The sequence below is a fragment of the Microbulbifer sp. CAU 1566 genome, assembly GCF_023156515.1.
GTDB lineage: Bacteria > Pseudomonadota > Gammaproteobacteria > Pseudomonadales > Cellvibrionaceae > Microbulbifer.
Map to the genome: position 1 here is coordinate 89,730 of NZ_JALNMG010000007.1, position 19,470 is coordinate 109,199.

General features: G+C 54.2%; 15 protein-coding genes. 11 read left to right on the top strand and 4 right to left on the bottom strand.

Features of this window, described 5'->3' with window-relative positions:
- Nucleotides 1–42 precede the first annotated feature (42 nt).
- The 11 genes from tssM to tssH all read left to right on the top strand — a co-directional run bounded on the left by tssM (nt 43) and on the right by tssH (nt 16,788).
- Nucleotides 43–3,582: a type VI secretion system membrane subunit TssM gene (gene tssM, locus M0G74_RS16480; protein WP_248219690.1), complete on the top strand. Its 3,540-nt coding sequence runs from the start codon at nt 43–45 to the stop codon at nt 3,580–3,582.
- Between the two features lie 39 nt (nt 3,583–3,621).
- A complete protein-coding gene (gene tagF / locus M0G74_RS16485) occupies nt 3,622–4,311 on the top strand; it encodes a type VI secretion system-associated protein TagF (RefSeq protein ID WP_248219691.1) in 690 nt (229 codons plus the stop codon).
- Nucleotides 4,312–4,870: 559 nt separating this feature from the next.
- Nucleotides 4,871–5,569, top strand: a complete 699-nt coding sequence (locus tag M0G74_RS16490; RefSeq protein ID WP_248219692.1) for a hypothetical protein — start codon at nt 4,871–4,873, stop codon at nt 5,567–5,569.
- Nucleotides 5,570–5,664: 95 nt separating this feature from the next.
- Nucleotides 5,665–6,939 carry a type VI secretion system protein TssA gene (gene tssA, locus M0G74_RS16495; RefSeq protein ID WP_248219693.1) on the top strand — a complete coding sequence of 425 codons (1,275 nt, stop codon included), beginning with the start codon at nt 5,665–5,667 and terminating at the stop codon, nt 6,937–6,939.
- Nucleotides 6,940–6,986: 47 nt separating this feature from the next.
- Nucleotides 6,987–7,505 carry a type VI secretion system contractile sheath small subunit gene (tssB, locus tag M0G74_RS16500; RefSeq protein ID WP_160151651.1) on the top strand — a complete coding sequence of 173 codons (519 nt, stop codon included), beginning with the start codon at nt 6,987–6,989 and terminating at the stop codon, nt 7,503–7,505.
- Nucleotides 7,505–8,992, top strand: coding sequence for a type VI secretion system contractile sheath large subunit (gene tssC, locus M0G74_RS16505; RefSeq protein WP_160151650.1), 1,488 nt, complete (start codon nt 7,505–7,507; stop codon nt 8,990–8,992). Before tssB ends, tssC (M0G74_RS16505) begins: the two co-directional genes overlap by 1 nt.
- Nucleotides 8,993–9,153: 161 nt before the next feature.
- Nucleotides 9,154–10,623 (top strand): type VI secretion system contractile sheath large subunit, encoded by a 1,470-nt coding sequence (tssC, locus tag M0G74_RS16510; RefSeq protein WP_248219694.1) that lies wholly within the window; start codon nt 9,154–9,156, stop codon nt 10,621–10,623.
- Complete coding sequence (gene tssE / locus M0G74_RS16515) at nt 10,623–11,096, top strand: type VI secretion system baseplate subunit TssE (RefSeq protein ID WP_160151649.1); 474 nt, start codon at nt 10,623–10,625, stop codon at nt 11,094–11,096. Before tssC (M0G74_RS16510) ends, tssE begins: the two co-directional genes overlap by 1 nt.
- Nucleotides 11,096–12,925 carry a type VI secretion system baseplate subunit TssF gene (tssF, locus tag M0G74_RS16520; RefSeq protein ID WP_248219695.1) on the top strand — a complete coding sequence of 610 codons (1,830 nt, stop codon included), beginning with the start codon at nt 11,096–11,098 and terminating at the stop codon, nt 12,923–12,925. The genes tssE and tssF overlap by 1 nt, the downstream gene beginning before the upstream one ends.
- On the top strand, nt 12,889–14,052 hold the full coding sequence (gene tssG, locus M0G74_RS16525; protein ID WP_282450274.1) for a type VI secretion system baseplate subunit TssG: 1,164 nt from the start codon (nt 12,889–12,891) through the stop codon (nt 14,050–14,052). Before tssF ends, tssG begins: the two co-directional genes overlap by 37 nt.
- Before the next feature lie 75 nt (nt 14,053–14,127).
- Entirely contained in the window at nt 14,128–16,788 is a 2,661-nt protein-coding gene (gene tssH / locus M0G74_RS16530) for a type VI secretion system ATPase TssH (protein WP_248219698.1), read from the top strand.
- Nucleotides 16,789–16,903: 115 nt separating this feature from the next.
- Here tssH and M0G74_RS16535 read toward each other — a convergent pair whose 3' ends face one another.
- The 4 genes from M0G74_RS16535 to M0G74_RS16550 form a co-directional block, all read right to left on the bottom strand.
- Complete coding sequence (locus M0G74_RS16535; protein WP_248219699.1) at nt 16,904–18,091, bottom strand: lipase family protein; 1,188 nt, start codon at nt 18,089–18,091, stop codon at nt 16,904–16,906.
- Between the two features lie 9 nt (nt 18,092–18,100).
- Nucleotides 18,101–18,508, bottom strand: coding sequence for a transthyretin-like family protein (locus tag M0G74_RS16540; RefSeq protein WP_248219701.1), 408 nt, complete (start codon nt 18,506–18,508; stop codon nt 18,101–18,103).
- 85 nt (nt 18,509–18,593) lie between these two features.
- Entirely contained in the window at nt 18,594–18,887 is a 294-nt protein-coding gene (locus M0G74_RS16545) for a PAAR domain-containing protein (protein WP_160151644.1), read from the bottom strand.
- Between the two features lie 5 nt (nt 18,888–18,892).
- Nucleotides 18,893–19,468 carry a hypothetical protein gene (locus tag M0G74_RS16550; protein ID WP_160151643.1) on the bottom strand — a complete coding sequence of 192 codons (576 nt, stop codon included), beginning with the start codon at nt 19,466–19,468 and terminating at the stop codon, nt 18,893–18,895.
- Nucleotides 19,469–19,470 lie beyond the last annotated feature (2 nt).

Consider the following 19,470-nt stretch of genomic DNA (forward strand, 5'->3'; position numbering starts at 1 on the left):
TGATTCCCCCGGCCGCAAGGGCGCCGGAACCTGGAGCTTTGCATGAAACGAGTGATCAATTTTTTTACCAACAAATGGGTGTTGGGGCTGATAGGGTTGAGTGCGCTATCGCTATTGATCTGGTTTGCAGCCGACTACATCAAGTTTGGCAGTGATAACGCCACACTGAGTTCAGGTGTGCGGATAACCATAATTGTCTTTATTTTTGCGATCTGGCTGGTCTGGAACCTGAGTCAGTGGCTGGTAGAGCGTCGCCAGAATCAGGCACTTATTGAAGGCATAGAGGCATCCCAGGAAGAAGAGGTAGACCCGGATCAGGAGCGCAGCCGCGAAGAGTTGAGTGCGCTGTCCACCCGTTTTCGTGAAGCAATGGAAGTGTTGCGCAAGGCGCGCTTCAAATCTGCGCACGGTAAAGTTTCCCTCTACCAGCTGCCCTGGTACATCATCATCGGACCGCCTGGCTCGGGTAAAACCACGGCGCTGGTGAATTCAGGGCTGGAATTTCCCCTGGCACAAAGTCACGGTAAAGAAGCGCTGGGTGGCGTCGGCGGAACGCGTAACTGTGATTGGTGGTTTACCAACGATGCGGTCCTGATTGATACCGCTGGCCGCTACACTACCCAGGACAGCCACCGGGTGTATGACAATAGTGCGTGGAAGGCATTTCTGAGCCTTCTGCAACGCTACCGCCGTCGCCGTCCGATCAATGGGGTTCTGGTTGCCATTAGCCTGCAGGACTTGATGGTGCAGACCACCGAGCAACGGCTGCATCAGGCGAAAACCATCCGCGCGCGTATTAATGACCTGCAGCAGCAACTGGGCATCCGATTCCCCATTTACCTTACCTTCACCAAATGCGACTTGGTGGCAGGTTTTAGCGAGTTTTTTGACAACCTGTCCCAGGCTGAGCGGGAACAGGTGTGGGGTGTCAGTTTCCCGGAAGAGCAAAGTGCTGCAACGGGAGCACCGCTGGATACGTTTGTTGGTGAATTCCGTAGCCTGGTTGAACGCCTGAACCAGCGCGTACTATGGCGGATACACCAGGAGCGCAACGTGGAGCGGCGCGCATTGCTGCAGGGCTTTCCTGCGCGAATGGAAGGGCTGCAGACCGTACTGAGCGACTTTATCAAGCAGACCTTTAGCCCGAATCGCTACGATACAGTACCCATGGTGCGCGGAATCTACTTTACCAGTGGTACCCAGGAGGGAAGTCCGATCGACCGGATGATGGCCTCCGTCAGTGCGGATTTTGGACTCGAGCGCGATGTGGCGCAGAAGTTCCAGGGGGCGGGCAAGAGCTACTTCCTGCATCGGCTGCTGAAAGATGTCATCTTCCCGGAGGCAGAGCTGGTTGGGGTAAACCGGAAGCTTGAAATGGCAACCCGCTGGTTCCGCGGTGCTGTTTACGCCGGGTCTGCTGCCGTATTTGTCGGTGCACTGTTACTGTGGACCGGTAGTATCACCCAGAACAAAATTTACATGGGTGAAGTGGAAGACAAGATTGCCGAGTTCCAGTCGCAAAAGAAAGGTACCGCCGGCCAACGTCTGACGCCGGTGGATTCACTCAAATTGTTGGAGCCGCTGCACGCCGCGTCCCGTGTTTATCAGAAAGAAGAGCATCCCTGGCTGAATAACCTCGGGCTCTATGACGAGCGCGTCGACCTGGCCGCCGACAAGCTCTACCGTCAGCAGTTGAGCACGAGCTTCCTACCCGCGCTGCAGCGTTCACTCGAGCGTGATCTGGCGCGCTTGGATAGTAGCGATCCAGCCCTGACCCAGACGCTGAAAACGTATTTGATGTTTTTCAATCCGGAGAAGCGTGATATTGAGGGTCTGAAGAGCTACTTCAGTGCTGACTGGTCCCGGCAGCTTTCCGGAGAGGCCGCCAAGCAGGAGCAATTGCTCGGTCACCTGGAGCGACTCTTTGCCGAGCCATTACCAGAGGGCCTGGAGCCTAATGAGCGCGTGGTTGCAAGTGCGCGACAGCAGCTGCGTCGGATACCCGTGCCGCAACGCCTGTACGCGCAGATGCAACGCAGTGAATTGGGCATGACAGAAATCGATCTTTATGGCGAAGTGGGTGGAGACACTGCCCAGCTCTTCGGAATCGATGCATCCGATACACAATTCAGGATGCCGTACCTGTATACCAAGGCGGGCTACAAGGAGCTGGAGTTTGGCGCCGATTCACCGCTTCTGGATCAGCTCGCGGAAGAGCGCTGGATTTACGGCGGTGAACTGAGTGGTGAAGACTTCACGGAAGACGATCGGGAGAAACTCGGCGAAGAAGTGAAGCGGATTTACCTGGGAGAATACCAGCAGCGCTGGCAGAAATTCCTGACCGCCTTTTCCATTCGTGGATTCCAGTCCACCGCCCAGGCACTGGACGTGTTATCCAAACTATCCGATCCGGTGTATTCACCGCTATTGGCCGTATCAGAAATAACGGCGGACAATACACGGCTAACGCCTCGGCCTGAAATTTCGGTGGATGCCAGTGGTGTTCCACTGCCGGTCTCCAGTACCACGCGAAGAATGGGTGCCGCTGCAGTAAGCGGCGCCGCCGATGCGATCACCGAAAAATTTCAACCGACGATCGTCGATTTGCGGTTTGAAGAGTTACAGCGCATGACGCGTAGCGAAAAAGGTCGACCGGCGCGTATTCAGGAATATCTTTCCAGTATCAATCAGCTGCAGGAATACCTGGCGGAAATCGACAGTGGTGTAGACCCGGACGAGGTTGCGTTTAACAAGGCCAAGGCGCGATTCAATGGCGCGGGCGATGCAATCAAGCAGTTGCGAATCAAGGCAGCGAATGCGCCGGCACCTTTTGATCATTGGCTTGAACAAATTGCTGATAGTACCTGGTCACTGGTGATGGCTAAGGCCAAGCACCACGCCGACAGGGTGTGGCGAGAGCAGGTGTACAGCGTGTTCAATCGCAGCTTGTCCGGCCGCTTTCCCCTGCGCTCGACTGGCGAGCAGGAAGCGCCAGTAATGGAGTTCAACAGTTACTTCAAGCCGGGCGGCGTCGAGCAGCAGTTTATACAGGAGTACCTTAAGCCATTTATTGATACCCGTAGCTGGAAATCAAAATCTCTCGAGGGGCGCAGCCTGGGGGTCTCGAGTTCAACTCTTGCGCAGATGCAGCGAGCGGAGCGCATTCGAAAAACCCTGTTCAGTCAGGGGGAACAGGTCGGGTACAGCTTCCGGGTGGAACCCACAAAACTCGATTCCGGCGTGCGGTTGTTTGCCCTGGAAATGGGCGCACAGCGAGTGCCCTATTCACACGGGCCGCGCACCAGTACCAAAGTCGACTGGCGGGGCGGAGAAAGTAATCGCGTACGGGTTATTTTCGAAGACTTGAATGAAACGGTTCATCGTCAGCATTTTGAAGGGGACTGGGCCTGGTACCGTCTGCTGATGAATTCTCGCCTGGAGCAGGGTAAGAGTAGTTCGGAGTATCTGGTGACTTTCAGTGAGTCTGGGCGTTCAGCACAGTTGCGTCTTTCCGCCACCGGTGTTTACAACCCATTTGATCAAAACCTGCTTGGCAACTATCGCTGCCCGCAGGTGTTGTGAGCGCTGGCGTACCGCCAATATCAGTAGAGGGAATACGATATGGATGGATCAATGGCGATGAAGCCCGCTGGCAAAGGTATCTTCGGTAAGTTACCTGGCCACGGTGACTTCGTGCAGAGAGACCTGCCCTCAAGTTTTGTTACGCCATGGGACGAATGGCTACAGCGCGCGGTGCACGGTTCCCGGGAGCTCGTGGGTGAAAAATGGCTGGATTATTACCTGACCAGTCCGATCTGGCGTTTCGCACTTTCGTCTGGAGTGTTGAGCGAGCGTGCGTGGGCCGGGATTCTGGTTCCCAGTGTCGACAGTGTGGGGCGATATTTTCCGGTAACAATGGCGGTTCCCCTGGCCGCCGGCACCAATCCATTTGATATTCAGGTACGGGCAGAAAGTTGGTACGCAGCGCTTTCTGAACTGGCCATTGAGGCACTGCAGAATGCTCTGCTTGTGGATCACTTGTCGGAGCGCTTCCCGGCGTTGGCAATGTCGGATGCCGGTGCTAGCTCCCCGGAGGGGGCTGCGGAGCAACGGTTATTGAGTGTTGAGGGAGCCGTCGATCTGGCATACCCGGAGTTGCTGCAAGCCATGTGCAAGGATCAGTATTCCAGCTTCAGTCTCTGGTGGTGCGCACCATCACCGAGTGTGAATCACAACGTAATGTTGAGTGCAGGGCTGCCGGATCCATCTGTCTATTGCACCATGCTTGGGGCGCCAAAGTATCACTGGTGAGCCTGGACGTATTATGTGAGGAATAAACTGCTGTGCAGCGAGAGAATCAATTTCCTTTTAATTGGTATATCCGTACCAATAAAAACGCGGATTTCCCCGGGTGATCAAGGAAAACGGTGTTTAATCAAAATCCAATTTCGATAAAATAGTAGTTTGGTTTTTCCGTAACGGGTACGTGCGTACCGTTTATTGCCGCTGGCATTTATTCGCATATACAGCCTCTCAGTAGAAAAAGTACTGGAGGCGAGTGCGCGTTGATTTGGAAATGCCTTTGAAGATTTGTGTGGCGGCCGGTGCCAGGCCGCGTTCAATCTGTCGATACAACAAGTTATCTCTGGTTCAAGGATTTAGAGCCAGGGCGAAAAATCAGGGATGAATAATGTCTGCAGACTCATGCCAGGTCATTTTTACCGGGGTGTTGCGGGATGGCGTTGAGCGCCGGGAAGGGATTAGACGCCTGGCGCAGAGCTTTAATCTGGATTTTTCCCGTATAAAGCAACTGTTGACCGGGGGACGGCTGGTAGTGAAAACCTGCGCGAATTCGCGACAGGGCGAACAGTTGATCGACGCTTTCTGGCAGGCGGGCTGGTACGCCGAATTGATTCAGGATGGGCAGCTATTGCGTCGTGGTGAGGGTGAAATTCAAACGGTAGCGGTTTCGTCAGAAATTTCATCGGAAAGCAACGATGAAAAGTCCGAAAATTCCAGGTTGCCCGTTGACACCGTAATCCGGCGTTATACCGAGGTTTTTGCCGAAGATCGAAGTTGCTCACTCAAGGTGCCGGCTAGCTGGCAGATATTTGAAGACCTGAACAAGGGTTCTGTCATTCAGGCGGGAAATATCCAAGAAAATCAGTTTCTTGTAGTGTTGTGTCAGTCGCTCAGGGAGCTTCAGATGGCTCCGTCGATCGCTGAATATTGTGATGCTCAGTTGAAGCAGTGCGCCTCCAAGGTGGCATCGGGACTTGTTGTGATGCCTCCGACACCCCTTGAGCAGGGTTGTTTTCCAGGATATTTTGGTGAAATAGCGGCACAGGTGGATTCGGTACCGGTGCACTATCTGGTGGCCTGTATTAAAAATGGCGGCCAGATTTTTACGCTGTTTCTCTGGTGTGAGGCCGAGGACTACGCCGCTAGAAAGACAGATTTTGAGCAGATAGTCGCAAGTTTTTCTGCTGATACCGGACTGATTCCGGACGCCAGTGCGCGAGTAAAGTCCTGCGGAGCCGCAGTGCAGTCTGTTGCTGAAATTTCCTAGTAATGGATTATGGAATCTGTTGATTGAATCCGGTCATTCAGGTTCTCCGGTTTGATCTGTTGTGGTCTAGACGACCTAACTGAAAAGGAATTCTCATGGCATTTGCCAACGTGATTGATCTTGATGCTCTTACTCAGGCCATTTCTGGCGATTTGGCACAGGGAGAGGACATTCGCGCCGATCGTTCGCCCACCTCCGATTACTACACCATCAAGGACGCCAGAAATAGTGCCCGCGCCGCTGAGCGCTCGGCCATGTTTGATGAGGGCGATACCGACCTGATGGCGCCCTGGCGGGATGTTTCCAAAACCGCTGAAAAAATCCTCAAAGAAAAAAGTAAAGACCTCGAAGTCGCGAGCTGGTATGCCGAGTCCCTGATTCGGCTACACGGCTTTCCGGGGTTGCGTGACGGCATTGATCTGATCGACCGCCTCATCGATGGCTTTTGGGAAAACTTATATCCAGAGCCAGATGAGGATGGTATCGAGACCAAAGTTGCGCCATTGACCGGTCTCAATGGTGACGGTGCCGATGGCACTTTGTTGATGCCCATTCGCAATGCAGATATTACGCCGGAAGGTGATTTCGGTGGCTTCTCTTTCTTCCATTACCAGCAGGCGCGGGACGCGGATCGAATTGCGGATGATGATGCAAAGGCTGCGCGCGTTGAAACTCTGGGTTACAGCCTCGCTGAATTTGAACAATGTGTTCAGGGTGCGGGCGCGCAATGGGCGCAGGATCTGGTAGAAACCCTGGAAGAGGCCCTGGCGCGTTACAAAAATATCAATGAAAAACTGCGTGAGCACTGCGGTCACGACGCACCTCCACATTCAAATATCAGCGCACTGCTGGATGAGGTGCTGCGCACCACGCGCTTTATCTACAAAGCACAATTGGAATCTCTGGCCGTTGCTGAGCCTGTGCCAGAGGCGACCGCGGCAGAAGTTAGTTCTGCGGCCGCGACCGGAGAAGTTTCCGCCCCCATTTCCCAGTTGATCGCGGTACCAAACGGTGCGGTGGCCTCCCGTGAAGATGCCTTGCTGTTACTGGAAAAGGCCGCGAAATATTTCCGAACTTACGAGCCTCACACACCGCTTGCCCCGGGCCTGGAGCGCCTGATCAGCTGGGGACGCATGACGGTGGCAGAGCTAATGACCGAGTTGCTGCCCGACGATCAATCCAGAGCCCTGTATTCACAGCTTACCGGGGTGAAGTTGGATGGTTCCGATAGCCAGCGTTATGTAGCACCCCCGGCGCCGCGGGAAGCATCTCCCGCTTCCAGTGCCCCGGCGGTAACCAGTGACCCAGACCAGCAAGATAGTGGGTGGGAAACAAAAGAAGAGACCCCTGTAGCCGAAACCAGTTGGTAAATTCGACCTAATCATCACCATCCCCGTATTGAGGAAAGGAGACCCTGATGTCCGAGAGTATTCACAACAAACTGAAGCGTGTGCGCAAGCCGCGTGTTCACATTACTTATGATGTTGAAACCAATGGCGCTGAGCAGAAAAAGGAATTGCCTTTTGTTACCGGTGTCATGGGAGATTACTCCGGTGACAACATGGAGAACCGCAAGGCGCTCAAAGAGCGCAAGTTCGTCCAAATTGACCGTGACAACTTCAATGATGTGATGAGCAAGGTAAATCCAAAATTGAACCTGCAGGTTGAGAACACCCTGGCCGGTGACGGCAGCAAAATGGCGGTGGACCTCGACTTCAATCATATGGATGACTTCTCTCCAGAGCAAATCGTTGAGCAGATTGAACCGCTGAAACAGCTGTTGGAAGCCCGCAGCAAGCTGCGCGACCTTTTGAGCAAGGCGGACCGCTCAGAGGAGCTGGAAAAAGTTCTGGAAGATATTCTAAAAAGCACCGAAAACGTCGGCGCGATTTCCGAACAGTTGGGTCTCGGTGAAGACAAGGGAGAGGATGCGTAATGAGCACCGAAGTTGAAAATGTAGCGGAACAGGAAACGGAAGAGCAATCGGTCAGTCTGCTGGAGCAGGCTATTTCTGCAACCAAACAGACTCAGCCGGAAGAAGCCCAGGATCTGATTGCCAATCTGACTCAGCAAGTACTCAAAGGTACCGTCACCTGGGATCGCAACCTGACTCAAACCATCAATCAGGCGGTGCATGCCATTGATCAGGCGATGTCAAAGCAGCTGTCTGCGATCCTGCACGATGAAAAATTCCAAAAACTGGAAGGTTCCTGGCGCGGCTTGAATCACCTGGTAATGAACAGCGAAACTGGCTCCACGCTGAAGATTCGCATGATGAACATCACCAAGCGTGAACTCTTCCGGGACCTGGACAAAGCCGTGGAGTTTGACCAGAGCCAGACCTTCAAAAAGATCTACGAAGAGGAATTCGGTACCGCCGGTGGCGAGCCGTTCGGCAGCATGATTGGTGACTTCGAGTTCACCAGCCACCCGGAAGACGTCGAGCTGCTCAGCAAAATGTCCAACGTTGCTGCCGCAGGTTTCTGCCCATTCATTTCTGCCGCTGGCGCGGGTATGTTTGGATTCGGCGACTTTACCGAGCTGTCTAAGCCGCGCGATCTCGGCGGCATCTTCGAGTCTGGCGAATACATCAAATGGCGCAGTTTCCGCGACAGTGACGACTCCCGTTTTGTAACGCTGGTAATGCCGCGCACCCTGGCGCGTACCCCTTACGGTGCCAATACCAAGCCGGTCGAGTCGTTCAACTTTGAGGAATTTGAAGTCGATGAGTCCGGTGTATCCAAGCCCGCCGAGCACGACCAGTACTGCTGGATGAATGCCGCTTATGTTATGGGAACCACCATGACCAAAGCGTTTGCAGAAAACTCCTGGTGTACCGCGATTCGCGGAGCCGAGGGTGGTGGTAAGGTCGAGGGCCTGCCTACGCACGTGTTCAAAAGCGACGACGGCGACCTGGACCAGAAGTGTCCTACCGAAGTCGGCATTACCGACCGCCGGGAAGCGGAGCTTAGTAATCAGGGCTTCCTGCCTCTGTGTCACTACAAGAATACCGATTACTCGGTCTTCTTCGGCTCCCAGAGTGCGCAGAAGCCCAAGGTATTTGATAACCCGGATGCCACTGCCAACGCGTCAATCTCTGCTCGTCTGCCCTATTTGATGGCCACTTCGCGTATCGCCCATTATCTGAAAGTAATGGCCCGCGACAAAGTGGGTTCCTTTATGGAAGCGGGTGACTGTGAGCGCTGGTTGAACAAATGGATTTCCCAGTACACCAACTCGAATCCGGACGCGAGCGCGGAAATGAAAGCCAAGTACCCGCTGGCTGAGGCGCGTGTTGAAGTGAAGGAAATCCCAGGACAGCCCGGCTGCTACAGTGCCGTGGCCTACCTAAAGCCCTGGTTGCAAATGGAAGAACTGACGACTTCCATGCGTATGGTCGCGAATATCCCCACCGCGGGATAAATCGCAGGCGGCCGCCCCGAGGGCGGCCGCAACCATTCGGCGCCATGATTTGACATCCGACACCGGTTGTCTGACACCCGCCATCCCTGTATCTCGCTCCGGGAGAGCCCGTCTTGGCTTCCATTCCATCTGCAAAAGACGCCACAGAAACAGATTATCTGTTGTCGACTGCTGTTCTGGGCAGTGACCGCGAGCCATTGCAGAAATTCCTGAATGAGCCGGACGAATTGTTCGCCTTTGAATACTGGCTGCTCGAATTGTGCAGCTGCGCCAATGCCCAGCGCTACAGTGTTCGCCAGTGGCTGAATCAAATCATTGGTGAGCTGGATGAGCTGATCTGCGATCAGTTGAACAGTATTCTGCACCACCCGCGTTTTCAGCGTCTTGAGGCCAGTTGGCGCGGTCTCTCAATGCTGATTCACCAGACGCCCAGCGCGGAGAATATCAAGACCAAGCTTTTGGATGTCAGCTGGAAAGATCTGTCCCGCGATATCGAAAGGGCACCGGATTTCGACCAGTCTGGCTTTTTCCATCTGATTTACAACGAAGAATTTGGAACTCCCGGCGGAACGCCGTTCGGGCTGTTGATCGGTGATTACTACGTATCCCATCAACCATTTGATGGCCACCCCTACGATGATGTGTTTACCCTGCAGGGGATAGCGCATACGGCGGCAGCCGCATTTGCGCCCTTTATCTGCAGTGCCACACCGCAACTGTTCGGGGTCGACAATTTTGACGACCTTGCCAAACCGATCGATTTCGCGGAGGTATTCCGCCAGAAACAATATATTCGCTGGAATAGTCTTCGGGATCTGGAAGACAGTCGATTCGTTGGTATTACTCTGCCCCAGGTGCTGATGCGTCAACCCTATAGTGTCGGGTTTTCCGCATACGGTGGTCTGCGCTTCCGCGAAGAGGTTGCCGCGGTACACAGCCGTAACTATCTATGGGGCAACGCGGTGTTTGCGATGGGGACGGTGCTCATTCGCGAGTTTGACGATGTTGGCTGGTTCTCCCACATCCGTGGCGTCGCGCGCGATCACCTGGGCGGCGGATTGGTAACCCAGTTGCCCACTTTGGCCTACGGGGTGGACAGTAGCCCCCAGACGGTACGTATGTCGACCTCCATCCTCGTGACCGACTTTGCCGAGCGGGAACTGAGTGACCTCGGCTTTACCTGCCTTTGTCACTGCTACGACTCGCCATATAGCGCCTTCAATAGCGCACCGTCACTTCAGCGACCAAAACAGTACAACTCTAAGTCGGCAACGGCCAATGCCCGCATCAGTAGTATGTTGCAGCAGATACTCTGTGCGTCGCGCTTTGCCCACTACATCAAAGTAATGATCCGGGACAAGGTCGGCGCTTATCTGAATGCCGCCGATTGCGAGCGGCAACTGCAACAGTGGATGGATCGCTACACCACCGGTCGGGATGACCTGTCCTGGGAAATGCTCGCGCGCTACCCCTTGCGTGAGGCGCGGGTCCGGGTGGTCGATGAGCCCGGCAAACCAGGCAGTTATCAAAGTGTGATTCACCTGAAGAGCCACTACACCGTGGATCACCTGGTGTCGGAATTGAAGTTGACCACAGCCCTGTCGCAGATCGGTGTGGGAGCAGTGAGCTAATGAGCAGGGAAAAACGTTTACTGGCGCCACTACTGGATCGCTTGCTGACATCCTCCGGTGGTATGGACCTCAATCGTCCTCACCAGGTGTTGCGCCAGTTGCGGGAAGGCGTGCGCCGGGATCTTGAGTACCTGTTCAATACCCGCTTCCGCTGCCTGTCCGCGCCAGAAAGCCATGAAAACCTCGAGTGCTCGAATATCAATTTCGGCCTGCCCGACCTGTCGACGATCAATTTGTCGTCCGCAGAGAGTCGCAAGCGCTTCTGCCGTGAAATTGAGCGCACCATCATCAATTTTGAGCCGCGTATACGTTCGGTCAAGGTCACTACCCAGCAGAACGTTGATGTTGAAGATCCGAGTATCCGGTTTCGTGTGGAAGCGGTGCTGCATATCAATCCGGCGTCCGAAGTCATTGTGTTCGACTCGGCACTGAACCCGGTGACACAGCTGGTCGATGTTTCGGAGATTATGTAATGAGTGAAAAACTGATCGACCTGTACGAGCGAGAGCTGGCTTTTGTCCAGCAGACCGCGGGTGAGTTTGCACGTATGCACCCGGCGGCGGCTTCGCGCCTGCAACTGGATACCGATACCGTTGATGACCCCCTGGTAGGCCGCCTGTTATCCGGTTTTGCCTATATGAATGCCCGGGTCCAGCAAAAGCTGAACGACGATTTTCCCGAGCTGACCGATGCAATGCTGGAGACATTGTACCCCCATTACTTACGGCCAATTCCCTCCTGCGCGATTATCCAGTTTGAACCGGAGCAGGACCTGGATGCGATCGTTACTATGGAGGCTGATACGCTGCTGGAGAGTGAGAGTTTTCAGGGGCAGACCTGTCGCTTCACCAGTCGCTATCCCGCTGATATCTGTCCGTTTCAGGTAGAAAGCGCCAGTCTGATGCCGAGGCCCTTTATTGCTCCGGGCTGTAATGAGATCCAGGGCGCCAATGCGGTACTTAAATTATCCTTAAAGACATTTAGTAGTGATATTTCCTTTTCAGAATTGAAGCCGGAAAAGTTGCGCTTTTTTCTACGTGGGCAGCCGAGCCATATTTACGACCTCTATGACCTGCTGCTGAGTAAGTGTGTAAAAATCGTCGCCGCCACCGGTGAAGGCGACCCGAAGCCGGTGAAGCTGGAACCGGATAGCATTCGCCAGGTAGGTCTGGAGCCGGAAGAGGGATTGCTGCCCTATCCAGACACGGCCTTTATGGGTTACCGGTTACTGACCGAATATTTTGCGTTTCCGGAGAAATTCCATTTCGTGGATATTGTGTCGCTGGCCGACGCCATCGACGAAAACTATACCGATACGCTGAATCTGTATTTTTACCTGTCGGAGACGCACGATGAGCTGGAAAAACAAATAGCACCCAGCATGTTTGCCCTTGGTTGTGCCCCGGTGGTGAATCTTTTCCGTCACAGTGCCGACCCGATTCCATTGACACATACCGAATACAGCTATCACGTGGTCCCTGATGTCCGTCGCAGTGAAGGGCTCGAGGTTTACTCCATTGATGACGTCAACGCGACGGACAGTAGTGGCAATACCACAGGCTATCGACCTTTTTATGGTATTCAGCATAGCCAACACCAGGCCCGCCAATCGGCTTTCTGGTATATGCGCCGGCGAGATGTGGTTGAAGGTGAACACCGCAACGAGCAGGCATCTGAGGTCGAGGTCAGTCTGGTCGACCTGGAGTTTTCCCCTCTCAAGGTCAGCAACCAGACCCTGGATCTCAAACTCACCTGCTGCAATCGAAACCTGCCCAAGAAACTACCTACGGGCAACGCGCAACCTTATCTCTCTGTCGTGGATGGCGATGCGCCGGCCAAGCGCATCAGCTGTGTGGTATCACCCTCAGCCACTCTCAGGCCGCCACGACGGGAGCGCGGTTACTGGCGGCTGGTATCTCACCTGAACCTGAATCACCTGTCCCTGAGCGGTGCCGGTGGCTGCGATGTGCTCAAAGAAATATTCAGGCTCTATGACTTTCGAAATTCCGGCAGTACCCGGAACATGATCGAGTCGCTGCTGAAGCTGGATACCCGGCCAATCACCGCACCGATCCAGATCGATCACAGTGTCGTCCTCTGTCGGGGTACTGAAGTGACCCTGGAACTGGACTCCATGATGCTGACGGGTACCAGCCCACTGCTGTTTGCCAGCGTGATAGAACGGTTCCTCGGTTTGTACTGTTCTATTAATTCCTTCACCAGGTTGATCGCCAAGCAGAGCGGTCGGGACGGAGAACTGAAGCGATGGCCTCCTCGCGCCGGCGACAAAGCCTTAGTGTAATCGACCAGCTCCAGGCTGAACCTTACCGCTTTGAGTTCTTTCAGGCGGTACGTTTGCTTGAACAGGCAGTTTTGCCGGGTGGAGTGGAAAACAATAACTTTGCATCGGAACAACTGGCCGGTGCTGCACCGCCTGCACGGGAATTGGTGCGTTTCAAGGCGCAAACGTCCCTGTCATTTGTCGGTGCCGATGTGCTCAAAGTGGCCAGTCGCGACCTCGGCGATAGTATCTCCGGGAGCGAAGAAATTGCCACGCGCGATGACCAGGCCGAAAAGCAGTGGTTGATGGAGATTGGCTTTGCCGGGTTGATTGGTAGCCAGGGTGTTACACCTTACTATCTCACCGAAGTCGTACACCGGGAATTACGGGAAAAAAATGCCGCTCTGCGAGATTTCCTGGATGTCTTTCACCACCGGAACATCTCACTTCTCTATCAGGCCTGGCATAAATATCAATTACCGGTGAACTATGAGCGCGGCCGCCTGCGCCAGACCCGAGAACCAGACCCCTTTACACAGGCACTTGCCGCGGTCGCAGGTCTCGGTACTAGCGAAATGCGATACCGGATGCCGGTGCCAGACGACGCCCTCTACGGTCTTGCGGGGCACCTGGGTCGCCAGCAGTGCTCTGCTGCGGCACTGGCAGGGATGATCCGGCAGTATTTTGGCCTGCAGGTATCGATAGAGCAGTTTCAGGGGCAGTGGGACGAGTTGCCGGAAGATGTCCTCACGCGACTCCCTTCTCCAGAGTACCCCCAGGGCGTAAACAACTGCCTCGGCGTCGACACCATTATGGGCACCCACTGTTTTCAGGCGCAGAATAAATTCCGCGTAGTGATAGAACCCATGGCCTACGAGGACCATATGACCATTGCGCCCGGCAGTGACAAGCTGGAAGCGCTGAAGTCGTTTATCCAGTTTAGCGCTGGTATCGAGATGGACTTTGAAATCTCGGTAACTCTGGGCACTGGCCAGGTAGCGCCGGTACAGCTGGCCGCAGATAGTGAACACCAGCCACTGCTGGGCTGGAACACGCATATGTCCAGTGACCAGGAGCACGACGAGTGCGTAAATATCAATCTCAGCGCCGATCAGATTTCACCGGATGAGGCACTGCCCGCGGCTTGAAAACCGATGATGTGACTTTTCAAATTTACGCCCGCTATCGGGAATAACAAGGACGGTAAAAAGGGAATAAAGACCATGATCAACATTGATCTAAAACGGCTCGTGGACACCATGACTCCGCATATGCGGGACTCCCTGGAAGGGGCCGCCGGCTTATGCCTCGCACAGAGTCAATACAATGTAGAGCTGGAACACTGGCTACTGAAGCTGCTGGATCAGGCGGACACCGATTTGTACCACCTGCTGGAAAAGCACGACGTCAATCCATCCAATCTTGCCAAACAGTTGGCTACCAGTATTGCCCGCTTCAAGTCCGGGAGCAGTCGGCCGGCGGCCTTGTCCCCCACCATTGTTGAAGGGGCGAAGAATGGCTGGATGCTTGCCTCTATCGATTACGGCCACCGTGCCGTTAGCTCCGGTCACTTACTTGCCGCGTTACTGCTGGAAGAAACATCCCGTCGCCAACTGCTGGATTCGTGTCCGGAATTGAAAGCGATTGCTCCGGAATCCATCCGGGAAACGGCTCGCGCCATGTACGGGCACAGTGGTGAATCCAACCACCTGGCCAGTGGCAGCGCTGACGCCGGAGCGGCAGCCGTATCTGCGGCAGCCAGCAAGGCACCTGCACTGGACAAATATACGGTTAACCTGACCGAGCGCGCCCGCAAAGGCGAGATCGACCCGGTACTGGGACGGGATGAAGAAATTCGTCAATGTATCGATATCCTCACACGCAGGCGCCAGAACAACCCGATCCTCACCGGTGAGGCCGGGGTTGGTAAAACGGCGGTGGTGGAAGGTTTTGCACTGCGGATCGTCAGTGGCGATGTACCCACCCCACTGCGTGACGTCACTGTGCGTACGTTGGACCTCGGGTTGTTGCAGGCTGGCGCCAGTGTAAAAGGTGAATTCGAAAATCGCCTCAAGTCCGTCATTGAAGAAGTACGCGCATCGGTAACGCCGATCATCCTGTTCATCGATGAGGCGCACACCATGATCGGCGCTGGCGGAAAGGAAGGTCAGGGCGATGCGGCAAACCTGCTCAAGCCTGCCCTGGCGCGTGGCGAACTGCGCACCATCGCAGCAACTACCTGGGCGGAGTACAAAAAGTATTTCGAGCGCGACCCGGCATTGACCCGGCGTTTCCAGGTGGTGAAGGTAGAGGAGCCCGATGAGCAGAAGGCAATCGACATGATGCGCGGTATAGCCGCCAGTCTGGAAGCACACCACAAGGTTCGCATCCTGGACGAGGCGGTAGTGGCCTCGGTAACCCTTTCCCACCGTTATATTCCCGGCCGCCAGCTGCCGGATAAGTCGGTCAGCCTTTTGGATACGGCTTGTGCCCGCGTCGCCCTGAGCCAGTCTGCAACCCCGGGCGCCATCGAGGACGCTCAGCGAATCATCAATGGCTCCACAAGAACCATTGAAAAGCTGGAGCGCGAAAATGCCGCAACCGGGGTGCATGAAGAGCAATTGCAACAACTGCAGGAGCAGAAGGCGAACGCAGAGTCCAGACTCGAACAGCTGCAAAGTCAAAAGCAGCAGGAGCTGGAGCTGATTACCCAGATCCGCGCCCTGCGCGATCAGATTGATGAGGAGTTCAGCAAGCAGCGTAACGGTGACGAGAGTGCCGACCCTTCATTGATGGGTGACCTCAAGCAGCAACTGCAATCGCTTTCCGCCCAACTGCAGGAAATTCAGGGCGATACACCGTTGATGCAACCATCCGTCGATGAACAGGCAATCGCGGAAGTCATTGCCAACTGGACGGGTATTCCGGTAGGTAAAATGGTGAGCGATGAGATCGTCGCGGTGCAGAGCCTGGCAGAGCGCCTGAATCAGCGCGTAATTGGTCAGCCCCATGCCCTAGAAGCCGTTGCCCAGGCGATCCGTACGTCCCGTGCCGGACTGACAGATCCACGCAAACCGGTAGGCGTCTTTATGTTCTGCGGCACCAGTGGCGTCGGTAAGACCGAGACAGCCCTGGCACTGGCCGATGAGCTTTTCGGGGGTGAGCAGAATATCACCACGATCAACATGTCGGAATTCAAGGAAGAGCACAAGGTATCGATGCTGCTGGGCTCCCCTCCCGGATATGTCGGTTATGGTGAAGGCGGTGTATTGACGGAAGCGGCTCGCAGAAAGCCCTACTCGGTCATCCTGCTCGACGAAATGGAAAAGGCGCACCCGGGGGTGCAGGATATTTTCTATAACCTGTTCGACAAGGGCACCATCAAAGATGGTGAAGGCCGGGACATCGATTTCAAAAACACCGTCATTATCATGACGTCCAACGCCGGCGAAGATGCCATCCGTGCAATCTTCAGTCAGGTGGAAGAAAAGCCGGAACCCGAGGTTTTGCTGGACAATATTCGCCCGCACCTGTTGCAGAAGTTCAAGCCGGCATTTCTCGGTCGCGCCAATGTGATCGCGTATTACCCGTTGGATGACGAGAACCTGATAGAGATCTGTAAGATCAATATGCGTCGAATCGAGAAGCGCGTGAAAGAGCACTACGGTGCCAGCTTCAGCTATGACGACGATGTATTGATCAATATCGTCGCCCGTTGCCAGGAATCTGATACCGGTGCACGCAATATCGAAGTGATATTGAACCGCACCTTGCTGCCTTCATTAGCCAGTGAATGCCTGGACAAGATGGCCAAAGGAGAGGAAGTGACGGCGATCCACGTGGGCGCTGATGAAGAGGGTGACTTCAGCTATCAGGTCAACTGAGGTCCCGAAGAAGCCCCCCGGCAACGCGTGTTGCCGGGGGGCTTTTAATGGCTTTGTTCAGCTAGTAGCTTTGTGCAGGTAGTAGCTTCGCTCTGCTAGTAGTTATTTTTTGCGGTTAATGATCAAAGATAGAGTGCACGGCAATCTGAACTAGGCGGTCAATCTTATCCTTCAGCTGCTTGAATATATGGCGAATAAAGCTTGTGGTGAAGTTGATGTCTTTTTTGATCTTCATTCCCAGAGCGACCATGATCCGCTTGATCAGCTTGTACACCCAGGTGGACAGCTTCTTGGAGAAATCGATTCCCTTTTTGAGCACGTACGCGAGCATGTCCAGCAGCGTTACGCCGGAGGCAATGCCAAGCTGCAGGCTTATTCCGGCGACCTTCAAGATTTTCTGCAATACGTAAGCAATCGCTTTATTGATCATGTTCATGGTGTTCATCGTCAGGCTTAAAGGCCCGTCGGAAGAAAGCCACTGTTCGATTGCGCTCTGCGAAACCTCTGGTTCCAGCTCATACATGGTTTCCCAGGATGAGGTTTTGCTCACACTGGCGATATAGTTTTTCATCTTGTGAAATTCGCCAGATGGCATACTGCCAGGGCTTTTAAGGCAATATCCGGCCTTGCTTTCCGGAAGGTGGTAAAAAGGCCAAAGGGGGACCATGGGTACCACGTCTGTTTTGTGATAAACGCGGTAGATGTCTTTGCCCTTATCCATCTCCTCGGTAACCAGTTTTACAAACCGTATGCCACCGACGCGGGGGCTTCCAAAGGTGTACAGTTTTACATCGGTATAGTGGAGATGCTTGGATTTGTTCAGCCATTCGGCGGTTAAGGTGGCGAGGGCGCCGCCGAGACTGTGGCCCACGCAGTGGATTGTCCGGACCGTTTTATTGGCAGCCTGAAAACGCTGCTTTATAACATTGAGCTGGTTTTTAAGCTCCGGAAGAATCGTGTGGAAGCAGGCGTTAAAGCCGGTGTGCACGAATCTGCCGGTGGCTGATGGAGAGAATCCAACAGTGGCGTCGGTAGCCCAGTCAAAGTTATTGTCGGTTCCGCGAAGAAGAATCAAAATGTCTCCCGCAAAATCTCCTCGACCTTCGGCAACAACACCGAACCCGGTTTCTTTCTTTATGACCCAAAGGGTACCAGAAAGCCCGTTAACCACGCTGCTTTCATTTGAAAGATCCCAATTACTTTTGAACCTGTCGATCGTCGCGGGCGTAAAGGTATCGCTTTGAATTTCATAAACTGCGCTTGCCAGGCTCGCTGCGTCTGTATGTGAAATTAAAGATGCCATGACTTTCCCTTAGTTATCCCAGCTGCAATTGGTGCCGATGGAGTGCAGCATCATGTGAATGAAGCGGGTTTCGTCCGTTAGTTCACAGGTGAAATTCAGCGGTTTTCCTTCCAGTTCGGCGTTTTCTTCTTCACTTCTCTTAACCGTTTCCCAGATCAAAATATCTTTGGCATCGTGCTCGGCAATCAATTTTTGATGGGATACGAATTCTTTTGGCAAGATGGCCCTATCTTTCTTGGTCAGGGCCTCAAATGAAAATAGCCCTTCGCTATCGGTTTGTACCGTGTCTTCGTAATGCTTTCCATCGACCTCCACAAGTCGACGTACTGTGGTATTTGAGGCTGGTTTGTTTTCGTAGGTTAGTTTGCCGGAAACGTTTGAAAACAAATAAACCTCTTTTCCTCCAAAAATGGACATGGCAAATCCCGTAGTAGACAGTGTTAATCCAAAAAATAATGCAATAGCAAAATGGGTTGGTCGCGTTGCTCCAGGCCACATTGGTTTAGCCCCCAATCAAAACGGTAGGGCAGCCGAGTATGATCTTTCCGCCGTGAGCTGTTGTATCACCCATGCGCGCAGCAGGCTTTCCCTGGATCATTACGGTAGAGCTGCCCACGGCAATGGAGTCGGGAGGACCGACACAGACACAGACACTGCCTACAGTGGCTGAGGGCATTTTACCGATTAATACTGTAGGTCCACCGGGCACCGCGATCGGCCCGCCAACATGAGGTACGGGACCCGTGGACATGGGACAAACGTGCATATCGGTAATACGTGAGGCTGGTTTTCCCATATCGGTTATCTCTGTTTTCCGTTGCCACCGCGTGCGAGGCTCAATCCCTGCTGTAAATATCGGGTGAATGGCTCATCGGGAGTCACTGGATCTGAAAGCACTGCTGCCAGGGTGACGCTGCCGGCCACGGCGTGCGCATACAGGTGCTCGGGCGGCTCAATGGCCGGCTCATCCGGGCCAGCCAGGCTACCGTGGCACCAGGCGGCCGCCGTTGCTGCCCAACTTGCGGGTGTTTTGAATTGCGTCATCTCGCCAAGTTGCTTGCACGCCTGACGTCGCTCCTCAGTGGGGCTTTTTACCCAGTTCTCCGCGGCGATCAGTGCGTTGACATTGTTGTCATCCGTTTCCGGGCTTTGGATATCGCGAGCACAGAGGCAGGACCACCAAACCGCTTCGCGCTTTGGCAGGCCTCTGGCGAGTAACTTGATGGCATCGGGGAACAGGCCGGCGTCCATCAGGCGTGTAATACTGATTTCCGGTGCCGTATCCAATACCAGGTGTGGTGCTGCCTCATCACTTAATTCTATATGCTCAAGCAACTCGGCAGCCGTTGTCGCACGAACCTTCACCAGATCAGTCATCT

Coding starts and splice junctions, on each gene's coding strand:
- tssA (WP_248219693.1), top strand. CDS start 5,665: ATGGCATTTGCCAACGTGATTGATCTTGATGCTCTTACTCAGGCCATT.
- tssB (WP_160151651.1), top strand. CDS start 6,987: ATGTCCGAGAGTATTCACAACAAACTGAAGCGTGTGCGCAAGCCGCGT.
- tssC (WP_160151650.1), top strand. CDS start 7,505: ATGAGCACCGAAGTTGAAAATGTAGCGGAACAGGAAACGGAAGAGCAA.
- tssG (WP_282450274.1), top strand. CDS start 12,889: ATGGCCTCCTCGCGCCGGCGACAAAGCCTTAGTGTAATCGACCAGCTC.
- M0G74_RS16545 (WP_160151644.1), bottom strand. CDS start 18,887: ATGGGAAAACCAGCCTCACGTATTACCGATATGCACGTTTGTCCCATG.
- M0G74_RS16540 (WP_248219701.1), bottom strand. CDS start 18,508: ATGTCCATTTTTGGAGGAAAAGAGGTTTATTTGTTTTCAAACGTTTCC.
- M0G74_RS16550 (WP_160151643.1), bottom strand. CDS start 19,468: ATGACTGATCTGGTGAAGGTTCGTGCGACAACGGCTGCCGAGTTGCTT.
- M0G74_RS16535 (WP_248219699.1), bottom strand. CDS start 18,091: ATGGCATCTTTAATTTCACATACAGACGCAGCGAGCCTGGCAAGCGCA.
- tagF (WP_248219691.1), top strand. CDS start 3,622: ATGGATGGATCAATGGCGATGAAGCCCGCTGGCAAAGGTATCTTCGGT.
- tssF (WP_248219695.1), top strand. CDS start 11,096: ATGAGTGAAAAACTGATCGACCTGTACGAGCGAGAGCTGGCTTTTGTC.
- tssM (WP_248219690.1), top strand. CDS start 43: ATGAAACGAGTGATCAATTTTTTTACCAACAAATGGGTGTTGGGGCTG.
- tssH (WP_248219698.1), top strand. CDS start 14,128: ATGATCAACATTGATCTAAAACGGCTCGTGGACACCATGACTCCGCAT.
- tssE (WP_160151649.1), top strand. CDS start 10,623: ATGAGCAGGGAAAAACGTTTACTGGCGCCACTACTGGATCGCTTGCTG.